20 protein-coding genes and 1 pseudogene are annotated in these 22,475 nt (G+C 60.2%); 11 read left to right on the forward strand and 10 right to left on the reverse strand.

Features of this window, described 5'->3' with window-relative positions:
* Window positions 1-88 precede the first annotated feature (88 nt).
* The 3 genes from AACY44_RS12475 to aroC form a co-directional block, all read right to left on the reverse strand.
* Window positions 89-619, reverse strand: coding sequence for a 1,2-dihydroxy-3-keto-5-methylthiopentene dioxygenase (locus AACY44_RS12475; RefSeq protein ID WP_339416490.1), 531 nt, complete (start codon window positions 617-619; stop codon window positions 89-91).
* The gene (locus AACY44_RS12480; protein ID WP_339530363.1) at window positions 616-1,779 is read right to left on the reverse strand and encodes an MFS transporter; all 1,164 of its coding nucleotides are present in this window, start codon (window positions 1,777-1,779) and stop codon (window positions 616-618) included. Before AACY44_RS12480 ends, AACY44_RS12475 begins: the two co-directional genes overlap by 4 nt.
* Before the next feature lie 61 nt (window positions 1,780-1,840).
* Window positions 1,841-2,932, reverse strand: coding sequence for a chorismate synthase (aroC, locus tag AACY44_RS12485; RefSeq protein WP_339416494.1), 1,092 nt, complete (start codon window positions 2,930-2,932; stop codon window positions 1,841-1,843).
* Between the two features lie 143 nt (window positions 2,933-3,075).
* Here aroC and AACY44_RS12490 point away from each other — a divergent pair, with 143 nt between their 5' ends.
* Both AACY44_RS12490 and AACY44_RS12495 read left to right on the forward strand, forming a co-directional pair.
* The gene (locus tag AACY44_RS12490; RefSeq protein WP_339416496.1) at window positions 3,076-4,038 is read left to right on the forward strand and encodes an alpha/beta hydrolase; all 963 of its coding nucleotides are present in this window, start codon (window positions 3,076-3,078) and stop codon (window positions 4,036-4,038) included.
* Between the two features lie 99 nt (window positions 4,039-4,137).
* A complete protein-coding gene (locus AACY44_RS12495; protein WP_339416498.1) occupies window positions 4,138-4,944 on the forward strand; it encodes a hypothetical protein in 807 nt (268 codons plus the stop codon).
* 89 nt (window positions 4,945-5,033) lie between these two features.
* On the opposite strand, the gene prmB is transcribed toward AACY44_RS12495, so the two are convergent.
* Window positions 5,034-5,948 carry a 50S ribosomal protein L3 N(5)-glutamine methyltransferase gene (gene prmB / locus AACY44_RS12500; RefSeq protein WP_339436282.1) on the reverse strand — a complete coding sequence of 305 codons (915 nt, stop codon included), beginning with the start codon at window positions 5,946-5,948 and terminating at the stop codon, window positions 5,034-5,036.
* Between the two features lie 239 nt (window positions 5,949-6,187).
* Between prmB and AACY44_RS12505 the strand changes: the two genes are divergently transcribed.
* From AACY44_RS12505 to AACY44_RS12525, 5 genes are all read left to right on the forward strand, one after another.
* Window positions 6,188-6,778 (forward strand): cysteine hydrolase family protein, encoded by a 591-nt coding sequence (locus AACY44_RS12505; RefSeq protein ID WP_339416501.1) that lies wholly within the window; start codon window positions 6,188-6,190, stop codon window positions 6,776-6,778.
* Between the two features lie 142 nt (window positions 6,779-6,920).
* Complete coding sequence (locus AACY44_RS12510; RefSeq protein ID WP_339416502.1) at window positions 6,921-7,241, forward strand: hypothetical protein; 321 nt, start codon at window positions 6,921-6,923, stop codon at window positions 7,239-7,241.
* A gap of 75 nt (window positions 7,242-7,316) precedes the next feature.
* Window positions 7,317-7,874 (forward strand): Smr/MutS family protein, encoded by a 558-nt coding sequence (locus AACY44_RS12515; protein WP_339416503.1) that lies wholly within the window; start codon window positions 7,317-7,319, stop codon window positions 7,872-7,874.
* Between the two features lie 78 nt (window positions 7,875-7,952).
* Window positions 7,953-8,498: a GTP cyclohydrolase I FolE gene (gene folE / locus AACY44_RS12520; protein WP_083357562.1), complete on the forward strand. Its 546-nt coding sequence runs from the start codon at window positions 7,953-7,955 to the stop codon at window positions 8,496-8,498.
* A 102-nt stretch (window positions 8,499-8,600) separates the two neighbouring features.
* Window positions 8,601-8,972 carry a glutathione S-transferase N-terminal domain-containing protein gene (locus AACY44_RS12525; protein WP_065873333.1) on the forward strand — a complete coding sequence of 124 codons (372 nt, stop codon included), beginning with the start codon at window positions 8,601-8,603 and terminating at the stop codon, window positions 8,970-8,972.
* A gap of 47 nt (window positions 8,973-9,019) precedes the next feature.
* On the opposite strand, the gene AACY44_RS12530 is transcribed toward AACY44_RS12525, so the two are convergent.
* The 3 genes and pseudogenes from AACY44_RS12530 to AACY44_RS12540 all read right to left on the reverse strand — a co-directional run.
* Window positions 9,020-9,334, reverse strand: coding sequence for an AtuA-related protein (locus AACY44_RS12530; protein WP_339416505.1), 315 nt, complete (start codon window positions 9,332-9,334; stop codon window positions 9,020-9,022).
* Window positions 9,331-10,656: an acyclic terpene utilization AtuA family protein gene (locus AACY44_RS12535; RefSeq protein ID WP_339530365.1), complete on the reverse strand. Its 1,326-nt coding sequence runs from the start codon at window positions 10,654-10,656 to the stop codon at window positions 9,331-9,333. Before AACY44_RS12535 ends, AACY44_RS12530 begins: the two co-directional genes overlap by 4 nt.
* 1 nt (window position 10,657) lies before the next feature.
* Window positions 10,658-11,841, reverse strand: a pseudogene (locus AACY44_RS12540) (CitMHS family transporter); the annotation flags it as partial.
* 2 nt (window positions 11,842-11,843) lie between these two features.
* Here AACY44_RS12540 and AACY44_RS12545 point away from each other — a divergent pair.
* The gene (locus tag AACY44_RS12545) at window positions 11,844-12,734 is read left to right on the forward strand and encodes a LysR family transcriptional regulator (protein ID WP_370467861.1); all 891 of its coding nucleotides are present in this window, start codon (window positions 11,844-11,846) and stop codon (window positions 12,732-12,734) included.
* A 22-nt stretch (window positions 12,735-12,756) separates the two neighbouring features.
* Here AACY44_RS12545 and AACY44_RS12550 read toward each other — a convergent pair whose 3' ends face one another.
* Entirely contained in the window at window positions 12,757-13,359 is a 603-nt protein-coding gene (locus AACY44_RS12550) for a glutathione S-transferase family protein (protein ID WP_339436285.1), read from the reverse strand.
* A gap of 10 nt (window positions 13,360-13,369) precedes the next feature.
* Window positions 13,370-14,536 carry an aminotransferase-like domain-containing protein gene (locus AACY44_RS12555; protein ID WP_339416510.1) on the reverse strand — a complete coding sequence of 389 codons (1,167 nt, stop codon included), beginning with the start codon at window positions 14,534-14,536 and terminating at the stop codon, window positions 13,370-13,372.
* A gap of 81 nt (window positions 14,537-14,617) precedes the next feature.
* Between AACY44_RS12555 and AACY44_RS12560 the strand changes: the two genes are divergently transcribed.
* The 3 genes from AACY44_RS12560 to AACY44_RS12570 all read left to right on the forward strand — a co-directional run bounded on the left by AACY44_RS12560 (window position 14,618) and on the right by AACY44_RS12570 (window position 17,221).
* A complete protein-coding gene (locus tag AACY44_RS12560; protein WP_339416512.1) occupies window positions 14,618-15,052 on the forward strand; it encodes a MarR family winged helix-turn-helix transcriptional regulator in 435 nt (144 codons plus the stop codon).
* A gap of 169 nt (window positions 15,053-15,221) precedes the next feature.
* On the forward strand, window positions 15,222-16,568 hold the full coding sequence (locus tag AACY44_RS12565) for an NCS2 family permease (protein WP_339530367.1): 1,347 nt from the start codon (window positions 15,222-15,224) through the stop codon (window positions 16,566-16,568).
* Window positions 16,569-16,579: 11 nt separating this feature from the next.
* A complete protein-coding gene (locus tag AACY44_RS12570) occupies window positions 16,580-17,221 on the forward strand; it encodes a LysE family translocator (protein WP_339416516.1) in 642 nt (213 codons plus the stop codon).
* Here AACY44_RS12570 and AACY44_RS12575 read toward each other — a convergent pair.
* The gene (locus AACY44_RS12575) at window positions 17,202-22,466 is read right to left on the reverse strand and encodes a dermonecrotic toxin domain-containing protein (RefSeq protein ID WP_339530369.1); all 5,265 of its coding nucleotides are present in this window, start codon (window positions 22,464-22,466) and stop codon (window positions 17,202-17,204) included. The genes AACY44_RS12570 and AACY44_RS12575 overlap by 20 nt on opposite strands.
* Between the last annotated feature and the right edge of the window lie 9 nt (window positions 22,467-22,475).

Raw genomic sequence — 22,475 nt, forward strand, 5'->3', positions numbered from 1 at the left:
AAATAAACAGCAAGTCCCTACAGAAGGTTAAGTTTCTTCCCACAGAAACTTCCACCATACGGGGATTGAAGTTTCTGATAGGCCGTAATTAATCGTCCAAACCGGGAAAGCGCCGGGCAATATCGTCACCTGTGAATTCAGGTACCCACCCTTTCGCCGTATTGAACAACCGCAACGCTACGAAGTGCGGGTTCTCACCCATGTCAAACCAGTGCGCAATACCGGCGGGAATCACCAGCAGGTCGTTTTTCTCGCAACGCACGGCGTACACGTAGTCGCCAATGTGCAGGGCGAACAGGCCCTGGCCAGCAATGAAAAAACGCCCATCGTCTTCACTGTAACGGCGCTCGTCCAAAAACTGTGCACGCCGTTCAGATTTTTGCGCGTGATCGCCGGTAACGCGCAGCACTTCTACAGAGCCGTAGCCGAGAGCATCGATCTGCGTCTGATACGCCGCGATCAGTTCGGCATCGCTGGCGCCCTGCTCAATCGGGCTCGGCTGCCAGCGCTCAAAGCGCACGCCATGCTCGGCCAGAGTCGCGGCGATGTCATCGAAATGGGTCAAGACCTTGTTCGGAGTGTCCGGTGTAGCGGCGGAGTAGACAGCGACGTAGCTCATTGAAGGGTTCCTTGGTTCTGCTCTTGCAATCGAAGACCGATGATAACGGCGGCGGCCAGGGCGGCGACGCTGGCGGTGCTGAAGGTCAGGGTCGGCCCCAACAGGTTCCAACTGTAGCCCGAATACAGCGCGCCCAGCGCACCGCCGGTACCGGCCAGGGCGGCATACAGTGCCTGGCCCTGGCCTTGTTGTTTGTCGCCAAAACTGCGCTGCACAAAGGCAATCGCTGCCGCGTGAAAGCTGCCGAAGGTGGCGGCGTGCATCACCTGCGCCAGCAACAGCACCCAGAAAAACTCGGCAAACGAACCCAGCAGCAGCCAGCGCAGTGCCGCCAGCAGCAAACTGGCGAGCAATACCCGGCGTACCGAAAAGCGCGAGAGGATACGGCTCATGGCGAGGAACATCAGCACTTCCGCCACGACACCCAAAGCCCACAACAGGCCGATCACACCACGGCTGTAACCCAGGTGTTCGAGGTGCAGGGTGAGAAAGGTGTAGTACGGGCCGTGGCTCATTTGCATCAACGCCACGCAGGCGTAAAACGCCAAGACGCCCGGGCTGCACAATTGTTTCAGGAATCCCTCGCCTGCCAGGCGACTACCCTGGGTCGCCGGCTGCGCGTTCGGCACCCACAGGCTGGCGCCGATGATGCCGGCCATGATCACCACAACCACCACCGGGTAGATGTCCAGGCTCAGCCAGTCGAACAGGCGACCCATGATCACCACGGTGAGGATAAAACCAATGGAGCCCCAGAGGCGGATCTGGCTATAGCGCGAGGTTTGTTTGCGCAGGTGCGCGAGGGTGATCACTTCAAACTGCGGCAGCACTGCGTGCCAGAAGAACGCATGCAGCGCCATCACCAGGGCCAGCCAGGCGTAGGTATGACTGACGAAGATCAGCGAAAAACTCGCCAGGGTGCACACCGCGCCAACGCGCACGATGGCCAGGCGTTGGCCGGTGTAGTCACCCAGCCAGCCCCACAGGTTGGGCGCCACGCAGCGCATCAGCATGGGGATCGCTACCAGCTCGCCGATGCGCGCGCTGGAGAACCCGAGGTGATTGAAGTACAGCGCCAGGAACGGCGCTGTCGCCCCAAGCAGGGCGAAGTAGAACAGGTAGAAGCTGGAGAGGCGCCAGTATGGGAGAGGGTTAGTCATGGCTTGGCAGGGGGCTGCTTCGCAGCCCAGCGCGAGCAAGCTCGCTCACTACAACAAGCAGTCACAGCTGGCCCAGTACCGGGGTGGTTACATGGACGTCAGCATTTTGACCACGGTTGCGCAGCAGGTGGTCCATCAACACGATGGCCATCATCGCTTCGGCAATCGGCGTAGCGCGGATGCCGACGCAGGGGTCGTGGCGGCCCTTGGTGATCACGTCAACCGGGTTACCGTGCACATCAATCGAACGGCCCGTTGTGGTGATGCTTGAGGTCGCCTTGAGCGCCAGGTGCGCAACGATCGGCTGGCCGGAGGATATACCGCCGAGGATGCCGCCCGCGTTGTTGCTGAGAAAACCTTGCGGGGTCAGCTCGTCGCGATGCTCGGTGCCGCGCTGGGACACGCACGCGAAGCCGGCGCCGATTTCCACGCCTTTGACGGCGTTGATGCTCATCAGCGCGTGGGCCAGTTCGGCATCGAGGCGGTCGAAGATCGGTTCGCCCAGGCCCGGTTTAACGCCTTCGGCAACCACGGTGATCTTGGCGCCGACCGAATCCTGGTCGCGGCGCAACTGGTCCATGTAGGCTTCCAGTTCCGGCACCTTGTCCGGGTCGGGGCTGAAGAAAGCGTTTTCTTCCACGCTGTCCCAGGTCTTGAACGGAATTTCAATCGGGCCCAACTGGCTCATGTAGCCGCGGATCACGATGCCCTGGGTCGCCAGGTATTTCTTGGCAATGGCGCCGGCAGCCACACGCATGGCGGTTTCGCGGGCCGAGCTGCGGCCACCGCCACGGTAGTCGCGTTCGCCGTATTTGTGGTGGTAGGTGTAATCGGCGTGGGCCGGACGGAACAGGTCCTTGATCGCCGAGTAGTCCTTGGACTTCTGGTCGGTGTTGCGGATCAGCAAGCCGATGGAGCAGCCGGTGGTACGCCCTTCGAACACGCCGGAAAGAATCTCGACTTCGTCGGGCTCCTGGCGCTGGGTGGTGTGGCGGCTGGTGCCGGGTTTGCGACGATCGAGGTCACGCTGCAGGTCTGCCACGGACAGCTCGAGGCCAGGCGGGCAGCCGTCGACAATGGCGACCAACGCCGGGCCATGGCTTTCGCCCGCGGTGGTGACAGTGAACAACTTGCCGAAGGTATTGCCGGACATGCAGGGCGCTCCGTGAAATCAGTTGAATCAAGTCAACTGTAATAACTTAAGGCCGCCAGTATACGCAGGCCAACCGACTAGTTCATCCTCGAAACCTTACCGGTAGACCTTGGTCCAACCGGCACCTCTCTGATGATGGCGCGATGATGCTGCGAGTTCTACTGTTGACCCTCACCCTGTTTTCCAGCCTTGGCTTTGCCGCCTCCCCCATTGTGTTGCAACGCCCCATAAGCCTGGACACCGGTAGCGGCGAGCTGTTTGGCTCACTCCTACTGCCCAAATCCGACGAGCCAGTACCGGTGGTGCTGATCATTGCCGGCTCCGGCCCCACCGACCGCAACGGCAACAGTGCCGACGGGGCGCGCAACGACAGCCTCAAGCGCCTGGCCTGGGTGCTGGCGCGGCATAACATCGCCAGCGTGCGCTACGACAAGCGTGGCGTGGCCGCCAGCCTGGCCGCCACGCCGGATGAGCGCAACCTGACCCTGGACGCTTACGTCGCGGACGCCGTGGCGTGGGGCAAACTGCTCAAAGCCGACAAACGCATGGGCCCGCTGATTGTGCTCGGCCATAGTGAAGGCGCCCTGGTAGCAGCCCTCGCCGCGCCGCAACTGGACCCCGCCGGGGTGATTTCCCTGTCCGGCAGCGCACGCCCGGTTGATCAGGTGATCCGCCAACAGTTGGCCGATCACCTGCCGCCTGCCCTGCTGCTGCGCAGCAATCAAATCCTCGATCACCTCAAGGCCGGCCAAGTGGATATGGATGTGCCTGGCCCACTGGAAGGCATTTTCCGACCCAGTGTGCAGCCGTATCTGATCAGTTTGTTTCGCGCCGACCCGTCGGCCGCCTTCGCAAAGCTGCGCATGCCAGCGCTGATCATCCAGGGCACCAACGACATCCAGGTCGGAGTGGGCGATGCCCAGCAACTGAAAAAGGCCAAGCCAGACGCTCAGCTTGCGGTGATCGGGGGCATGAACCACGTGATGCGCATCGTGCCCAACGACGTGAAACAGCAATTGGCCTCTTACAACGACCCGCAATTGCCCCTCGCCGCCGAGCTGGGCAGTCGTCTGGTGCGCTTTATCGACGGACTTCAACCCCATTAAGCGGCAATTTGCCTCCAGTCTTGGAAAAAACGGCCGATAAGCCCAGGGTCGACAGTAAACAGACTGTCGGTTTGCTGGGCTTGGACAGGATAGCGCCGCATGACAACCACTGAAGCAACACCGGAACCTACCGCCGAAACCCCGGCTGAAAAAACCGAGGCCGTCGACGCGGCGACCCTGCCATGGGCGGATGTTCAGGCCGAGCATTTCAAGATGCTGCGCCTGGCCCCCTTGGCAACCGACCGGGCCACGGGCGTGCGGCCATTGCGGTTCGTGCAATTCGGTTATGCCGAGCGCAATGACAAGCACCACAGCCTGCTGCGCATGGTCATCCAACTGCCGGGCCAGCGCGTGCGCCGTGAGCAGAATCACCTGGATATCTGGGTCGACCACGACAAGCACCGCGTGCATTTCGGCCCGGGCAACAGCCTGGAGATCGAACCGGCCAACCGCGGTATCGGCCGCTTCCTGGTCGCCCAAGCCGCCGCGTGGGCGAAGAGGAAGTGGTCGCACTATCGTGTCGACGGCGTGGACCTGTCCAACAAGGACGCATTGAACGAAGCGACACGCCTGCGCCGCGATCACTTCTTGCGCATCCAGGGTTTTGATGTGGCCTACGCCGATGTGCAGCACCTCAAAGGCAATGTGCAACCGGGCAAGGTCAGCGACGTGCTGGACAGCTGGAACACCGAGAAGGTGCAGTTCGTGGAGATTCTTGAAGCGGCGCAGATGCTGCAACAGGCCGAGCAGAATCTGATGGAACACGAAGTGAAGCTGCGCAAGGAAGAGGAAAAAGTCACCAAGTTCAAGCGTGAGGACAGCGGGTTGCGCTTTACCATCACGTGCCTGGTGGCGTTTACGGTGTTTCAGGCGGGGTTGTTGATCTGGATTGCGACACACCGCTGAAACAGGTTCGCACTAGGAAATAAGATCAAAATGTGGGAGCGGGCGTGCTCGTTCCCACATTTGCACCGTATTCCTATGGCTAGGACAAGTTAAACTCTGGCGGCAAACACTGCTTGATGCGCCAGGCACTGTTCCGCCGTCAACATAAACACCCCATGCCCACCGCGCTGGAAATCCAGCCAGGCAAAATCCACTTCCGGGTACAACGCTTCGACGTGGACCTGGCTGTTACCCACTTCAACCATCAGCAAACCCTTCTCGGTCAAGTGGTCCGCCGCCTCGGCCAGCATACGCCGCACGAGATTCAAGCCATCATCGCCGCACGCCAGGCCCAGCTCCGGCTCGTGCTGGTATTCGTCAGGCATGTCGGCAAAGTCTTCGGCATCCACGTACGGCGGGTTGGACACGATCAGGTCAAAGCGCTGGCCCGGCAGGCCGTCGAAACCGTCGCCCTGTACGGTATACACGCGCTCATCAACGCCATGACGCTCGATGTTCTGGTTAGCCACTTCCAGGGCTTCGAAGGACAAGTCCCCCAGCACCACCTCGGCGTCCTGGAACTCGTAGGCACAGGCGATGCCGATGCAGCCGGAGCCGGTGCACAGGTCTAGGATGCGTGCCGGTGGCTGGGCCAACCAAGGCGCGAAGCGGTTTTCAATCAGCTCGCCGATCGGCGAACGCGGGATCAGCACACGCTCATCGACGATAAATGACATGCCACAGAACCAGGCCTCGCCAATCAGATAAGGTGTCGGCACGCGTTCGTGGATCCGGCGGTGCAGCAACCGTTGCAGGTGCGCGACTTCCTCTTCTTCCAGGTTGCAATCCAGGTAACTGTCGGCAATTTCCCATGGCAGGTGCAAGGCGCCGAGCACCAGTTGCCGGGCATCGTCCCAGGCATTGTCGGTGCCATGGCCAAAAAACAGGTCTTCCCCATGAAAACGGCTGACAGCCCAACGGATATGGTCGCGCAAGGTGCGCAGGCGGGAAGAAGAAGTGGTCACGGGGGCAAGCTCCTGGAAAAAACGACTGGCGATTCTAACAGCCTTAGCCCCTATCGACGATGTACGAACACCTGTCGCCACACGTCGGAATTCATCCAAATTGCCATCATTGTGTTAAACAAGCCCACCTATTGACATGGCTGCACGTCAACAACGGCGTACCTTACGATCGTAGCGATTCACAGAACCGCTCAGCCAGTGGACAATGTCGCAAAAGCCCCCCTCACAGGAGCCCCAGAATGTCCGTTCCAAAGACGATGTTTCAACTCAGCGGTCGTGGTTACGCAGCAGCGAACCTTGCCCATGCGACTCTCGTGATCATCGACGCCCAGAAGGAATACCTCAGCGGTCCACTCGCCCTCTCGGGCATGGACGCAGCTGTCGAAAACATCAAACAACTCGTTGCAGCGGCACGCAATGCAGGGCGACCGATCGTGCATGTACGCCATCTGGGCACCGTGGGTGGCCTGTTTGACCCCCAGGGCGAGCGCGGTGAGTTCATTCCCGGCCTCGAGCCTCTTGGCGACGAAACCATCATCGGCAAGCTGCTGCCCAGTGCCTTTCACGGCACGGGCCTGGAAAAACACCTGCAAGACCTCGGCCCTCTGGACTTGATCGTCTGCGGCTTCATGAGCCATTCCAGTGTCAGCACCACCGTGCGTGCCGCCAAGAACCTGGGCTTTCGCTGCACCCTGGTGGAAGACGCCTGCACCACCCGTGACCTGCCTTACAAAGGCGGCATCTTGAGCGCCGAGCATGTGCAGCAGACTGAAATGGCGATCATGGCCGACAACTTTGCCACTCTCGCGCAGACCAAAGACCTGATCTGATCGACCTTTTGATGAGCGGCGCGGCAGTGTTTATTGCCCCGCTCATCCGCAGAGCCCTTTCATTTGGCGCATTTACCCCTCCCCCCGGAACAACCTGTGTATTGTCCGGTCGAAGGGCCGATACCCTGGAGGAAAGGTCGGAATGAAGATATCCGATGGTTTTGATGCTCGTCGCTTGCGCCCCAAGGGCCCGAGCAACTGGCGTCTGCGCCTGGTGGCCGGCATTGCCGCGCTGCTGGCGATTATTGGTGTGCTGTTGGCTGGCGCTGGTGGCGCCGGTCTATTTGGTCACTCGCCGGCCCTTGGCGAGCTGAATGCCAGCCCTGGCGGTTCGGCGATTCTGTTGGCGATCGGGCTGTTGGTGCTGTGGCTGGGCGTGTGGTTGTGGCGGCGCAGCCGTCGGAAAATGCGCCAGCCGTTGTCGCTGAACATCGCTTCGCATCTGATGAAAAAGCACGACTGATGGCGCTTGGATAGCGTTTCCTGCGCCCTGGCCGCCGCGATTTAGGTAAACTGCCCGCCCTTCGCGGAGGCCAACATGCACGACGACGACTTTTCCCTGTTCAAAAACGAGCTGCGCGGCGTCAAGCCGATCAAGCACGATCGCGCCGATACCGGCAAACCCAAGGCCGACCGGGCGCAGATCGCCAAGCTGCGCCAGGCCGCGACCGTGCGCACCGACGCCACCACCGTGGACGGCCTGTCGGACCAATTCGTAATCGATGTCGGCCCCGAAGACGAGCTGATGTGGACCCGCGACGGCGTGCAGGAAAGCCAGATGCGCAAGCTCAAGGCCGGCCAGATCCCCTTCGAAGGCAGCCTCGACCTGCACGGCATGACCGTGGAAAAAGCCCGCGAAACCCTGTGGGCCTTCCTGGCCGAAGCCACCAAGTTCGAAATCCGCTGCGTGCGCGTTACCCATGGCAAGGCCGTGCGGCTGGACGGCAAGCGGCCCATGATCAAGAGCCACGTCAACACCTGGCTACGCCAGCACGCCCAGGTACTCGGCTTTACCTCGTGCCAGGCCCGCCACGGCGGCGCGGGAGCGGTGTATGTGATGCTCAAGCGCACCATGATGGAAGGGCGTGACGAGTAACAAGTGCCCTCGTCAGGCTTGCAGCGATGTGTCCGCCACCGTAACCTTGCGCTTTGCGAAAATCCCACAGGTAGTTTCATGTCCCTGGAACAGAATTACACCGAGATCCTCGGCCAACTCGGCGAGGACGTTTCCCGCGAGGGCCTGCTCGACACGCCAAAACGTGCCGCCAAGGCGATGCAGTACCTTTGCCGCGGCTATGAGCAGACGCTCGAAGAAGTCACCAACGGTGCCTTGTTCAGCTCCGACAACAGCGAAATGGTGCTGGTCAAGGACATCGAGTTGTACTCGCTGTGCGAACACCACCTGCTGCCGTTTATCGGTAAGGCCCACGTGGCGTATATCCCGAGCGGCAAAGTGCTGGGCCTGTCAAAGGTTGCGCGGATCGTCGACATGTACGCCCGCCGCCTGCAGATCCAGGAGAACCTCAGCCGCCAGATCGCCGATGCCGTGATGCAAGTGACAGGCGCCCTGGGCGTGGCCGTGGTGATTGAAGCCAAGCACATGTGCATGATGATGCGCGGTGTCGAGAAGCAGAATTCGTCGATGATCACCTCGGTGATGCTGGGTGAGTTCCGCGAAAACGCGGCCACCCGCAGCGAATTCCTCAGCCTGATCAAGTAACAGGCTGCATACGAAAAAGCCGGCGTTCATCGCCGGTTTTTTTTCGCCTGCCAAATTGAGGTAAGCTGCGGCCCCTTCTGTATCGGGCAAGAGGTTTTAGCCATGTTCGTCAAAGCACTTCGAGTGGGCCTCGGCCACGTCATCATCGCGGGCGACTTCCTTACCCGCCCGCGCAAAAAGCAGCGGCCTGCCGAACAGCAGGCGTTGGTGAATGCGGCAGCCAAGGAGCTGACGCTCTATCAATTCCATGCCTGCCCGTTCTGCGTGAAGACTCGCCGCACCCTGCATCGTCTGAATGTGCCAGTGGCGTTGAAGGATGCGAAGAACAACGAGCAGGACCGCCAGACCCTGCTGGAGCAAGGCGGCAAGATCAAAGTGCCGTGCCTGCGCATTGAAGAAAATGGCCAGACCACCTGGATGTATGACTCCAAGGTGATCATTGATTACCTGGACAAGCGGTTTGCTGCGGTCTGACAGGTTTAAAAAATCAAAATGTGGGCGCTGGCTTGCCTGTGCCCGCCTTAACGCCGTATTACCAGACCCAGCAGCGCGGAACCCAGGCACTTGCCATGCGCATCCAGCGCCAGCGAACGGGTGACGCCACCGCGCAGGATCCCCGGCAGCACGAAATTCAGCGCCTGCACATTGCGCAACTCATAACGCCGCACAGGTGCCGCCCCCGGTTCGCGCAAGCCAGCGAAAAACTCAGCCACGCGCTCGGCCGTGAGCTGTTCGCACAGCAGCGGATAATCCTCGGCACGGTAGGCAATGATCGAGATATTCGACGTGTCGCCCTTATCCCCGGTGCGGGAGTGGGCCAGCGTGTGCAACTTCATGCTTCGATCCTCGGGTTGACCGCATTGCGCGGCAGCAGCAACGACGCCACGGCCACCACTTGGCGCACGCTTTTGCTCGCGCCGCCGCCTTCGGACGGGCCATTGGTGTAGAGGGTTTCAACTTCATTGCCAACGCGCACCGCTTCGCCGCGATCCTCACAGCGGGCCGCCACGCGCAGGCGCACTTCCCAGGGTTCGACTGTGCTGCGTGTGCCGTGAAGCGAGTCCATGCCGATCAGCTCCGCGCGCAGGTCTTGCATCTTCACGCCCATCAACTCAAGACGCTTGAGGACTACATCCCGCGCCAGCTGCGCCCGTGCGACAGCACCGGGGCCGCCGTAGGACATCTGCCCTTCACCGATCCAGCCATCCAGATAGCCGACGCTGATCTTCAATTGTTCGGGCCGCGCGCGGCCGTCGGCACCGCTGGCGCGCACGCGATCAACGCTTTCTTCGACAAACCCCACCTGGGAAAAATCGGCCGTCACATCCGGCGTGAGGTACGCCGCCGGGTCGTGCACTTCGTAGATCAGTTGCTCAGTACAGGTGGCGCGGCTGACCCGCCCACCTGAGCCGGCAACCTTGGTGATCAAGGCGTCGCCGTCGGCATCGATCTCAGCCAAGGGGAAGCCCAGGCGCGCGAGGTCATCCACGTCCTTGAAGCCGGGATCGGCAAAATACCCACCGCTGACTTGCCCGGCGCATTCGAGCAAATGCCCCACCAACGTGCCGCGCCCCAGACGCAGCCAATCGTCCGGCGCCCAGCCAAATTCAAACATCTGCGGCGCGAGGAACAGCGATGGGTCGGCCACGCGCCCGGTGATCACTACATCTGCTTCGGCACGCAACGCCTCCAGAATACCGTCGACGCCCAGGTAGGCATTTGCGGAAATCAGCCGTTCACCCAATGAGCCGACAGTCTGGCCATTATCCAACAGAAACTCGGGCTGCAACACGTTCAACACGTCGTCGCCGACGACCGCAACCACCTTAAGATCAAGGCCCAACTCACCGGCAATCCGCCGCACTTCAATAGCCGCGGATACCGGATTGGCGGCGCCCATGTTGGTGATCACCCGCAGGCGGCGGCGACCTTCAGGCCGGCCAACAAAAGGCAACACCCGGCGCATGCGCTCACTCAGCAAGGGGTCGTACCCGCCCTGTGGATCACTGATCCGCGCCTGTTGCGCCAGGGCAATGGTGCGTTCAGCCAGGCACTCGAACACCAGGTAATCCAGGTTGCCCCGCTCGGCCAGCTCCACGGCAGGTTCGATACGGTCGCCGGAATAGCCGGCGCCGGAACCGATGCGCAAGGTTTTCATCTCAAATTACTCCCAGGAGCAACGCCGTCAGGGTCATCAACACCGACGCTGCGAACAGAAACGGAATGGTGAAGCGCTGGTGATCGGCCAATTCGATCTTGCACAGGCCCACCAACAGGAAGGTCGCGGGGTCAGCGGGCTGACCGGGAAACCGGTGGTGTGCACGCCGAGCAATGAGGCTTGGGCCACTTGCAACGGGTCGACGCCCAAGGCCTTACCCACTTCGGCGATCACCGGCATTACGCCGCAATAGTAGGAGTCGGGGTCGAACAGCATGCTCAACGGCATGGAAATAAAGCCCACCACCGCCGGGATCAACTTGCCGTGGCCGGCCGGAATCTGCGCCACCGCCACTTCGGCAATCGCCTTGAGCATGCCGGTGCCTTGCATGATCCCGGTGAACACCCCGGCGGCGAGCAGGATACTGGCCATGGTCAGCGCGGTCTTGGCGTGGGCATCGATGCGGGCGCGCTGGGCGTCCACATTGGGATAGTTGATACACAAAGCCATCACGGTGCCGAGCATAAACATCACCACCGGGTCGACCCAGCCGGCAATCATCACCACCATCACCAGCACGGTCAGGATCAAGTTGACCCAGAACAGACCTGGGCGACGCAGCTTGATGTCGTCGTCACTGAGCACCCGTTGCGGCATCGCATCGACGACCGAGCCGGCGCCGAGGCCCAGGCGTTTTTCTTCGCGATGACCCAGCCACCAGGCGCAGGCGAATACGAAGATCAGACCAACGATCTGCACCGGGATCAGCGGCTGGAACAGGTCCGCCACCGGCACATGCAACGCCGCGGAGGAGCGCAGCACCGGGCCGGTCCACGGTAAGAAGTTGACCCCTGCCGCCATCGCGCAGACACACGCGAGGATGCGCTTATCAATGCCCAGCCGCGTGTACAGCGGCAGCATCGCCGGCACCGTCACCAGAAAGGTCACCGCGCCGGAGCCGTCCAGGTGCACCAGTAACGCCAAGGTCGCCGTACCCACGACAATTCGTGTAGGACGCGTCCCTACCGTGCGCAGGATGCGATCAATGATGGGGTCAAGCATGCCGGCGTCGGTCATGATCCCGAAAAACAGGATCGCGAACACAAACATACCCACCACGGGGGCGACGTTCTTGATACCGGTGATGATGAAGGCGCTGGTTTGCAGGCCGAACCCGCCGAGCAGCAATGAAGAACAGCATCCAACACATCCAGGCATTCCTTGCCGTGGCCCGCACCGGCAGTTTCACCAAGGCCGCCAATGAGCTGCACCTATCGCCTTCTGCGCTGACCGTGCAAGTGCAGCAGCTGGAAGACTGGCTCGGCGTCGCCCTGCTCGACCGCAGCCCACGTCACGTCAGTATCACCGCCGCCGGCCTGGATGCGCGCGGGCCCATGGAAAAACTGCTGCTGGACCTGGACAACATCGTCACCGGTTCCCGCGACCTCGCCGCCTTACGCCGAGGCGTGGTCACCATCGCCGCCCTGCCCTCGGTCTGTGCCGGTTCGCTGCCGCCTGTTCTGCGCCTGTTTCGCGAGCGTTTTGCCGGGATCGAAGTACGCCTGCATGACCTGGTGGCCCATCGCATTCACGCTCAAGTACGTTCCGGCGAAGTGGATTTCGGCATCGGCGTGCGCGCACGGCTCAGCCACGGCCTGGAATTCGTACCGGTGCTGAATGATCGTTTGTGCGCGTTTGTACCGCTGGATCATCCCCTCACCCGCCATCAACAACTGACCCTGGAACAATTGGCGGACCAGCCGATCATCCTCACCGGCCGCGACAGCAGTGTGCGCGAGCACGTGGATGCGCTGTTCGACGAGACACGACTGACGATGAACGCCGGGATGGAGGCCAACTACATGTCGACCGTGTTGGCGCTGGTGCGCCAAGGGCTGGGGATCAGTGTGCTGCCAGAGTCGGCGGCGGACAGTCTGGAGGGTTTGAAGCGCATCAATATCGATCATCCTGGCGTGAACAGGGAGATCGGGTTGATCAGTCGCAGCGGGATGGGGCTGAGTCCCGCAGCACAACGCTGCTTTGATCTGCTGAACGACGAACTATCTGACACACTCTAGCGCCCACATTTCGGCCTCGTTGTCAGTCCAGCATCGGCACGTGCTTGGGATGGCTGGCCACCCGCACCAGCCACGCCTGCACGGCCGGATAAGCGTCCAGGTCAAACCCACCTTCATTCGCCACATGGGTGTAGGCATACAGCGCCACATCGGCGATGGAGAACTGGTCGCCCACCAAGTAAGGCGTCAACTGCAGCTGGCGCTCCATCACCTTGAGTGCCTTGTAGCCGCCTTTGTGCAGTTTTTTGTATTCCTCCAGACGATCCTCGGGAAGTCCCAGGTAAAACTGGATAAACCGCGCCACTGCAATGTACGGCTCGTGGCTGTATTGCTCGAAGAACTGCCACTGCAGCACTTGCGTGCGCAGGCGCGGCTCGGTGGGCAGGAACTCACTGCCATCGGCGAGGAAGTTGAGAATCGCGTTGGACTCCCACAGGCAGGTGCCGTCTTCCAGTTCCAGCACCGGGATCTTACCGTTGGGGTTCTTGGTCAGGAACTCGGGGGTCTCGGTATCGCCGTTAAGGATATCGACATCGATCCATTGATACGGGATGCCCAGCAGGCTGAGCATCAATTTGACCTTGTAGCAGTTGCCCGACTTGTAATCGCCATAAACCTTGTACATGGGGCTCCCCTTATGCCGCTTGCGCGTGCTGTGCGTGACGGACCACCGCGGCCAGGCACTTAAGACCTTCGTCGAGGCGGGCCGGGTCGATATGGCTGAAATTGAGTCGCAGCGAACCGTGGTGCTGGTCCGGCTCGGAAAAGAACGGTTCACCGGGCATGAACGCGACGTTCTGATCGAGCGCTTGAGCCAACAAGGTGCGGGTGTCGAGCGGCTGTTTCAAGGTCAGCCAGAAGAATAATCCACCCTGGGGCACTTGCCAGTCGGCCAGATCGGCGAAGTGACGTTCCAATGCGGCTTGGAACGCATCGCGACGCTCGCGGTAAAAGCTGCGAAGTTCCACCAGGTGATGCTGGTATTTCTCCGTGCCGATCCACTGCATCGCTTGCCACTGGCCGACGCGGTTGGTGTGCAAATCCGCCGACTGCTTGAGCTTGAGCAGGTGCGGGAACAGGTCCGGGCTGGCAATCAGGTAGCCAACGCGCAGGCCCGGCAACAGGGTCTTGGACACGGTGCCGGTGTAGATCCAACTGGCTTTTTTCAGGCGTCCGACAATCGGTGTGGCGCTGCCGCCGTCGAACGTCAGTTCGCGGTAGGGCTCATCTTCGATCAGGGTCACGCCAAACTCATCGAGCAAGGCGGCGACGGCGGCGCGCTTGGCGTCGCTGTAGCGCACGGCCGACGGGTTCTGGAACGTCGGGATCAGGTAGATGAACGCCGGACGATGGCGTTCAAGGTTGACCCGCAGAGCGGCCAGGTCGGGGCCATCGGCTTCCAATGACACGGTGAGGCAATCGGCGCCGAACAGCTGGAAGATCTGCAAGGCAGCCAGGTAGGTCGGGCCTTCCAACAGGATCTGCGTGCCTTTGTCGATATACAGCTTCGCCGCCAGGTCCAGGGTTTGCTGGGAACCGCTGACCACCAGCACCTGGCTGGCCTGGCACGGCACGCCAAGGGCTCGGGCCTCGGCGGCGAGCAACTCGCGCAATTGTGGCTCGCCTTCGCTCATGCCGTATTGGCCGATGTTCAGCGGCATGTCATCCCAGTTCAATGCTGGCAGCATGGCCTCGGCCGGCAGCCCCCCGGCGAAAGACATCACTTCCGGGCGCTGGGCTGCCGCGAGGATTTCACGGATCAGGGAGCTTTTAAGGCGCGTAACACGTTCAGAGAAGGCCATGGGGTCACCGGTAGCGAAGATCGCGTTAAATACGTCAAACTGGTTGACCGAAATTACGACAACTTCAGTGGATACGTCAACATGCTTGACCTTAAAAACCAGGCCCGCCAACAAGAGGCCATGGAGGCGTTCTTTTTCGGCTACCAGGCCTTCACCGCCAAAGCCGACGAGATGCTCGAACGTCGAGGCCTGAGCCGCGTGCACCAGCGCATTGTGTTTTTTATCGCGCGCTACCCCGCCTTGAGCGTGAAGGAACTGCTGGAATTGCTCGGTGTGAGCAAGCAGGCGCTGAACATGCCCCTGCGCCAATTGCAGGAAATGCATCTGGTCAACAGCGTCGCGTCAGAAACCGACAAGCGCAAACGCCTGCTGGAGCTCACTGAAGAAGGCCTGCGTTTTGAGCAATCACTGCGCCGCGAACAGGTGAAGTTGTTGCAACGCGCCTTCAGTGACGCGGGGGCTGAAGCCGTGGCCGGATGGCTAGCGGTGAACCAGGCGCTGAGTGCCTTGAACTAGCCTTTCATCCACTTTTACCCAACCGCTCGAAAACATTATTTGCTTTATTTGTATACAAAAGCATAATTCGCTTCGTGCGAGTTCCTGACCTATTGGTCAACAAACCCGCCAGTACCTCACAGCGCCTAAGCGCTGGCCATAACAATAAAATGCTTGAGGAGTACTCGCTGTGGATAGCCGCAAATCCGAAGCCTCACCCCTGGACCTCCAACCCACCCGCACCGGCTGGCTGGAACGCCTGTTTAAGCTGCGCTCGCATGGCACCACAGTGAAGACCGAGCTGATCGCCGGTCTCACCACCTTTATCACCATGGCCTACATCATTTTCGTCAACCCGAACATCATGGCCGACGCCGGCATCGATCACGGCGCGGCATTCGTCGCCACCTGCATCGCCGCCGCGCTGGGCTGCCTGTTAATGGGCCTCTACGCCAACTGGCCGGTCGGCCTGGCGCCGGGCATGGGCTTGAACGCGTTTTTCACCTACACCGTGGTCGGCACCATGGGCTACACCTGGGAAACTGCGCTGGGCGCAGTGTTTATTTCCGGCGTTCTGTTCATGGGCCTGACCCTGTCCCGCGTGCGCGAATGGCTGCTCAACAGCATCCCCGTCAGCTTGCGCCATGCGATGGGCGCGGGTGTAGGCCTGTTCCTCGGGGTGATCGGCCTGAAGACGGCGGGCATCATCGTCGACAGTCCCGCGACCTTGATCAAACTCGGTTCGTTGCACGAGCCCGCGCCACTGCTGGCAGCCGTGTGCTTCCTGCTGATCGCGATCCTCAGCTACCACCGCGTGTTCGGCGCGATCCTGATCAGCATCATCGCTGTGACGCTGGCGGGTGGAGGGCTGGGCCTGGTGCACTACAACGGCATTCTTGCCACACCTCCGAGCCTGGCGCCGACCTGGATGGCCATGGACGTAAAAGGTGTATTCAATATCAGCATGATCAGCGTGGTATTTGCATTTCTTTTTGTACACATGTTCGACACTGCCGGTACACTGATGGGCGTCGCGCAGCGGGCCGGCCTCGTCAATGCCGATGGCAAGATCGATAACCTGTCACGTGCGTTGAAAGCCGACAGTGCTTCCAGCGTATTCGGTGCCATGGTGGGTGTTCCACCGGTGACCAGCTACGTGGAAAGTGCTGCCGGCGTGGCCGCTGGCGGGCGTACCGGGCTGACCGCCGTGACCGTGGGCATCCTGTTTGTGGCGGCGATGTTTTTTGCACCACTGGCGGGGATGATTCCAGCGTATGCCACGGCGGGTGCGCTGATTTATGTCGCGATGCTGATGATGGCGAGCATGGCCCATATCAATTGGGATGAAGCCACTGACAGCATCCCGGCGATTGTCACCGCAATCATGATGCCGCTGACCTTCTCGGTCGCCGACGGTATCGCCTTGGGCTTTATCACGTATGTGGCGCTCAAGGCCGGCACCGGTAAGTACCGCGAGATTTCTGTCAGCCTGTGGGTGCTGTGCGCGATCTTTATCGCCAAATTCATATTTCTATAAAGGAGCAATGGATGAACCTGGAAACCTGGCTACTGTTCAGCGGCGCAGCATTGGTGGTGATCCTCATACCAGGGCCACTGTCCCTGCTGATGATCAGCAACAGCCTCAACTATGGGCTGCGCCGCTCGTATCCAGCGTTTCTTGGCGGGGTACTTGCCTCGATCTGCCTGCTCAGCGCCTCGGCGCTGGGTTTGGGGGCGTTGTTACTGGCGTCCGAGCAACTGTTCAGTGCCTTGAAGATTGTTGGCGCGTTGTACCTGTTTTATCTCGCCTGGCAGAGCTGGCAGCAATCGCGGCAACCGGCCCATGGCGCCGAAGTTGCGCAGTCGGCTGCCACGCCCCGCTTTCGCACACTGTTTGGCCGCGCCTTTGTCCTCGGCGCCAGCAACCCAAAGGACATTCTGTTTTTCGCCGCCTTTCTGCCCCAGTTTCTCAACGGCGAGCAGCCGTTCCTGCCACAACTACTGGTAATGATCGCCACCTGGACCGTGCTCGACCTGTTCTGCAAACTGGCCTATGGCTTGAGCGCCCATGGTGCGGCCCGCTACCTGCGCAGCGGCAAAGGCCAAAGCTGGTTCAACCGTGTCAGTGCGGGATTGTTTGGCGGTGCGGGCATGATGTCGTTGATGAAGGTCAGAATGGACTCACTTTGACGAAATAAACACTGGGAGGAACCGTACCCCGGACGGGCCATTGAATGCCTGCTGCGATCCGGATCAATCGCCCCTCCTCCATGGCACTTTTGACTTGCACGAGCGCGCTTAATTTTGGAGATCGGCTAATGGCTCGATTAAACCAACCATCCGTCAACCGTTCATGCAACGTGACAACCCCTTTTTCGGCCCACTGGACTGTCACGTAGTACAGCAGGTTCTGATCGGAGGACGTATGGGTCGCGATAAAATCGCGCGTGAACCGGCGACCTCGCTTTTTGCGCAGCTCATTGACACTGAAACCCTGTCGCTCCAGCACCTGCCTGACGGCCGCATACTGCGCATCGTTTCGCTCAACCCAGCGCCCCCCGCGACTGGGCCGCAACGAAGGATCCAATCCCGTCGCCTGAAAGTCGACACGAGTAAAGCCGGGCGCTTTACCGTCGAAACCGATGAACACCGTGCCTTTCTTCCTATGGGAATACCGCAACATCCTCAGCAAGTCATCCGTTTGACCGGGGCTGGCAGGCAGTGGTGGTAACCAACCGTCCAACGTCGTACGAACGTTGAGCAGATGAGTCGCCGTTGCAGAGCGGCTCGGATCCGCCCGTTCAATCAGCCTTGCGACAGTGAAATCCCGGCTTTTGATGGTCATGTCAGGAAATGCATCCCCCACAGACTCCGCCAATGGCTTGTTGAATAGAGGTGTATGGAACACCCAGTCGTTCGTCGAAGTGCGTGAGGCCGCAATAGGCTGTTCGAGTCGCGCGGTGCTTGTCCAACGCTCGAGATCAACGCTGGCCAATGACACCAACGGTTCATCCTTCATGATAAATACAATGCCGTCCAAAGGCGCTTGATTACCTTGAGGGAGCAACCTGTAATAAGCACTTGACGGATCAGCCAAACTCGCGCCAGCCGGGGCGTCTCGCAGTACATTACAGGCAAAACCTCGGGAATCCATCGGAATGTGATACACATCAGGCGCGAGCAAGATCATTTGGTCAACATTCGGAGTTTGCATACGCCACTGCAGCCCATCAGAGGGTGCCGTGACGGTTTTCTTAATCCAGTCTTCCGTCGCCGTGCGCACTAAGGGCGGCGACCAGTCCGGCGACGGTGGTACCGGAGCTGTCCACGGGCCAGGCATGCTTGAACTCGTTCCCGCCACCGGTTGCGGCGCGTCTGCGCCGAGTAACCACTCCCTGGACTGGTGGATATCCAGAATCAATTCGTCCTGACCCGGCGACTGCTGGTTTTTCAGACGAAACCCTTGCTCACTGCCCCGTTTGTAAACCGGATAATGGTGTGTGTCATCCGCCACAAATAGCCCTCCATTTTTGACGTAGACACCTTCCCGACCCGGCCCCTTCAACGCCACAGCCCCCTCCGGCACCGATGCAGTCTTGAAACGCTCCAGGGCCGGAAGTTGCCTCACGGATGACGCCGAACGGGGACCACCGCTCGGTTCCACCCGCCAGCGGCGTATCCGCCCCAAAGCCGGGGGCAGCGCAGACCGTATAGCGGAAGCCCCCGCCACACCCGCCACCTTGGGGCCGGGTACGAACGTCATCACCAGATTGACCATTAACAATTTAATCGTATCGGCCAACACGCGCTTATCACTGGGATCGCCATAACGCTTGTAACGGCGCGCTGCAACGTACAACTCGTAGATGTCACTGAACACTCCGAGTACGGGAATGAAGAGACTTAACACCATCCGTGTTTTGGCCAAGCTGCCGTCGCGAAGGCGGCGGATTCGATATTCCTTCAGCGCTTTATTAGAGTAACTGGCGGCCTGTGCCTGGCGTTGCAACTCGTGCACTTTGCCGTGGTACAGCAACGCCTGGGCATTGCAGTTGGACGTGGCAACAATCGCCAGCCAATCCCGTGGATCACTGGCAATCTGCTCGAGCGCCTGTTCTTCAATCTCATCAAGTAACAGCGACGGTTCCAGATGCTTGACGCGCAGCAGGCGGGTCAACCGCCAAATCCCTCTCACGAGGAAACTACCAGGAAGCACATCAAGTATGTTGAAGGCCGTTGGTTCGAACGGGGACTGGTGCTTTGCCTGAAAGGCCCAGCCGGGTGCGACCTGGCGTGCCAGCGTCTTAAGGTTATCGGGCAATGCGCACAGACGGTTCAATTCAGCCCCTGCCTTTTCAAGGTTGCTGTACTCAGTGAGCACCAAGGCGAGGGGCGCCTGGGGCCAATAGACCACGCAAAGCTGCGAACGCTTGTCTTGCACGACCACTATCCCTGCGACATAGCGATCATGCTGCATCGTATGGCCCACCAAATGAACCACGTGCAGGTGTAACTCATGCGGGTTCGTCATCAGGTCCTGCGGCGTCCGTGCGGCCATTGCAGTACTGAATACGCTTTGCGCGTTCGCCGACAGCCCGTGTTGAATCGCTGAAAACAGATGATGCTCAACCCCCGCACGCAGCGCGCGATTCAATAACTCGGGAATACGTCCTTTGCTGAGCGAGTTACTGGGATTAACAGAGGGATAAAACACCTTATTGATCAATGCGTCGTACCGGCCGCCTACATCCAGCGAAGATACGATTTGCCTCAAACGGCCAGTCGAAAGACTGTCTGGCCACGTCCATCGCAGAGGGCAAGCACGGTTTAACTTATAGTGCGTCCAAGGTGCCAGCGGGTCCAGGTTGTGCAGCGCCAGCTCCAATAGACTGAAGGCCCTGCACGACGACGAGGGGGGCAGTATCTTTTGCGGATCTTTCAAGAGGCAAGCCTCTTTATAATCACAATACGTGCCATGGATATCACCGGACATCGCCATAAAGGGCTCGTCTATCTGCACCCCCAAGGAGATCCCCTCGTCACGCAACCGGGCGGTCAACGCCTGGCGGGCATAGGTGTTCAAGTCCGGTAGACGTTGTTCCAGCCGGCTTAAAAATGCCCAGGTGCTGCTCATGTAAAGCTTCTTCGAGCGCCTGAAGTGTTTGCGCTGCGCACGCGTGGCCCCCGCTAACCATGCCGGCAGTTTTTTCGCCTCAAGTGCGACGTTGCGCAGCAACTCAATATTCGCCTGCGCGCGGCTCAGGGCGCTATTGAAGGGAACCTGCAGGTGTTGTTCCAGCTCAGTCAACAGCAGCGCACGGCTCATGTCGGCATCCTTGACCTCACTGAAAATACGCGTGATGTGATCGGTGCTTTTGTACAAGCGATCACAGCTCCCAAGGCGCTTTTTGAGGGAGGCCAATGCCGGTTTACCTGGGATGGGCACGTAGCGCACCTCTAAGGTTTCACGCACCGCATGTGTGCGTAAGTTGTTGCGCTTATCGCGCGCGACACAGCCCCACAGCACGGAATCGTCCCGACTGACGAGACTGGCTTTGACACTTCGGGTGAGGGCGTCCAGCCCGGCAAAAGCCATCACCCCGCCTTCTTCTCCGAAGGCGTACAGCACCACGGGTAGCTGGCGAAGCGGGACTCTCACCGCCGCGGCGGTCGTAACCACCCAAATGTTATGGAGCGAGTAAAAGGCATCCAGCTCGCTGCCGATGGCAATCGACAGCACCTGGGTTTGACTGTCCGGACGCCGGGCGGGCAAAGGCTGCTCCACCACTTCAATCATCAAGTCACGATGCGCCGTACTCAGCAGCTTAAGCCTGTGTTGCAACTGCACTTCGCAGCGCAAGGCCTCGGTTTGGGCGTGCATAAACGACACAACCCGCCTGGGTGTCCCCTCCCCACCTGGGCGCTCAGACCAAAAATCAACGTGAAGCAAGCGTTGCCCGGCACCCTGCGACAATGCATTCAAGGTTTGGGCGTGAACCTTGAGTTGACCCACCCATGCGACGACCTCCTGATGCGCCGGTGTCTCGGCGCTTGGATCATCCGGATCCAGCAGCGCGACCATGCCTTTTTCGTAACGCTTGATCTGCTGCTCTGCCGTGCGCAGCGCCAAGCCGGGCGCGACACTGGCAAAGATAATTTCTGTGCTCCGTCGCTGGTGGTCCCAATCGAGCAATTCGTCACGCAGCTCGCCGAGCCGAGCCCACCCGACCAGTTGTTTCCTGTTGCCCTCCACGTACTTGAGAAACGAACCTGCATCAAGTGGCTGCGGCCGCTCTTTGGCAAATACGTGCTGGTGATAAATCACCGAAACGCAGGCCAACTCGTTATTCCATTGCTGGCTCAGCAACTCCTGCGCCCCCAGCGCCAACGCATCCTCCAGAATCTCCTGACCACGCACAACGCTGGACGCCGGGGACAAGTCCGCAGGACGGCATAACATGTGGCGACGATTTAAAGGCAAGCATTGCCAGAGCTCGTCAAACCGCGACTTGCTCAGCTCCAGCACACCGCACTGAAGCGCAACGAAGGAAGGGTACTCATAGAGATTGCGGGCCACACCCGGCAGGTAAATGATATGCGGCACACCACTGGGGTCACCCTCGCGATAGATATGCAGGGCACCTGGAATCACCATCGCAGGTGTACCCGGCCAGAGTAACTGGCCCACTCGCACGCAGGCCCAATCACCACCCGCGGCCTGACGCGCCGGCGCGCCAGGCGCATCAATCACAGCCTGAACCATGGCCATTCCGGTACTCGACAGCTCATCCAGTTGCCGCGCGATCAAGGCACGGGCGGCGAAGAGCTCCTCGTGCAACGCTACCCAGCGCTCCCGGCGCGTGCGCCAGGAACCGTATGCCAAGGTGTCCCAATAGTTAGCGGCCGCGTGGATTAATCGCTCATAAAGCCGCATCGCGACCACCCGTTGAAGGGCTTCCAACGGCGTCAATGTCAATCGAGAGCCGGGCTTTCCTTTGATGGTCAGCGTGGTTGACGCACAAACACTGGCAGCCGCCCAGGGCTCAAAAAGCAACGACAATGCACGACTTGTCAGGCTGTCGACTTTCTCGGGCTCACCGTCCTTCGCAGGCACGGTAAACAGCAGATCATCCGGTTCCTCCTTGAACGCCTTGTAGAGCTCGGCGCGAATCACCTTCAATATTTTGGGCGAGCGCCCCAGCAGATGTGTCAGCGTCTGCGCCGACTCGCTGCAGCGCATGTCGGCCAGGCAGATCTGATTGATCAGGCGGCTGGGATGGGTAGAGGTGCGAACCCGCGCCTTCAACGAGTTACGAATGGCCCGTAACTCAGCGTCGGGGGCCTCTTCAGCATCGCTGGCGTCGTCAATCTCGTCGGTGTCGGACGCAGCGCTGGAAACGGGAGGAGCGGACTGACTTTCGGTGGCCGAGGTCATGGTGTTTTT

Source organism: Pseudomonas sp. RA_15y_Pfl1_P11 (assembly GCF_963970975.1).
GTDB lineage: Bacteria > Pseudomonadota > Gammaproteobacteria > Pseudomonadales > Pseudomonadaceae > Aquipseudomonas > Aquipseudomonas tritici.

Bases quoted from the DNA above. Each gene is read 5' to 3' on its own strand.
- AACY44_RS12555 (WP_339416510.1), bottom strand. From the start codon at position 14,536: ATGGCCTTCTCTGAACGTGTTACGCGCCTTAAAAGCTCCCTGATCCGT.
- AACY44_RS12545 (WP_370467861.1), top strand. From the start codon at position 11,844: ATGAAGAACAGCATCCAACACATCCAGGCATTCCTTGCCGTGGCCCGC.
- AACY44_RS12535 (WP_339530365.1), bottom strand. From the start codon at position 10,656: ATGAAAACCTTGCGCATCGGTTCCGGCGCCGGCTATTCCGGCGACCGT.
- AACY44_RS12525 (WP_065873333.1), top strand. From the start codon at position 8,601: ATGTTCGTCAAAGCACTTCGAGTGGGCCTCGGCCACGTCATCATCGCG.
- AACY44_RS12510 (WP_339416502.1), top strand. From the start codon at position 6,921: ATGAAGATATCCGATGGTTTTGATGCTCGTCGCTTGCGCCCCAAGGGC.
- aroC (WP_339416494.1), bottom strand. From the start codon at position 2,932: ATGTCCGGCAATACCTTCGGCAAGTTGTTCACTGTCACCACCGCGGGC.
- AACY44_RS12505 (WP_339416501.1), top strand. From the start codon at position 6,188: ATGTCCGTTCCAAAGACGATGTTTCAACTCAGCGGTCGTGGTTACGCA.
- AACY44_RS12560 (WP_339416512.1), top strand. From the start codon at position 14,618: ATGCTTGACCTTAAAAACCAGGCCCGCCAACAAGAGGCCATGGAGGCG.
- AACY44_RS12515 (WP_339416503.1), top strand. From the start codon at position 7,317: ATGCACGACGACGACTTTTCCCTGTTCAAAAACGAGCTGCGCGGCGTC.
- folE (WP_083357562.1), top strand. From the start codon at position 7,953: ATGTCCCTGGAACAGAATTACACCGAGATCCTCGGCCAACTCGGCGAG.
- AACY44_RS12550 (WP_339436285.1), bottom strand. From the start codon at position 13,359: ATGTACAAGGTTTATGGCGATTACAAGTCGGGCAACTGCTACAAGGTC.
- AACY44_RS12495 (WP_339416498.1), top strand. From the start codon at position 4,138: ATGACAACCACTGAAGCAACACCGGAACCTACCGCCGAAACCCCGGCT.
- AACY44_RS12475 (WP_339416490.1), bottom strand. From the start codon at position 619: ATGAGCTACGTCGCTGTCTACTCCGCCGCTACACCGGACACTCCGAAC.
- AACY44_RS12490 (WP_339416496.1), top strand. From the start codon at position 3,076: ATGATGCTGCGAGTTCTACTGTTGACCCTCACCCTGTTTTCCAGCCTT.
- AACY44_RS12575 (WP_339530369.1), bottom strand. From the start codon at position 22,466: ATGACCTCGGCCACCGAAAGTCAGTCCGCTCCTCCCGTTTCCAGCGCT.
- AACY44_RS12480 (WP_339530363.1), bottom strand. From the start codon at position 1,779: ATGACTAACCCTCTCCCATACTGGCGCCTCTCCAGCTTCTACCTGTTC.
- AACY44_RS12530 (WP_339416505.1), bottom strand. From the start codon at position 9,334: ATGAAGTTGCACACGCTGGCCCACTCCCGCACCGGGGATAAGGGCGAC.
- AACY44_RS12570 (WP_339416516.1), top strand. From the start codon at position 16,580: ATGAACCTGGAAACCTGGCTACTGTTCAGCGGCGCAGCATTGGTGGTG.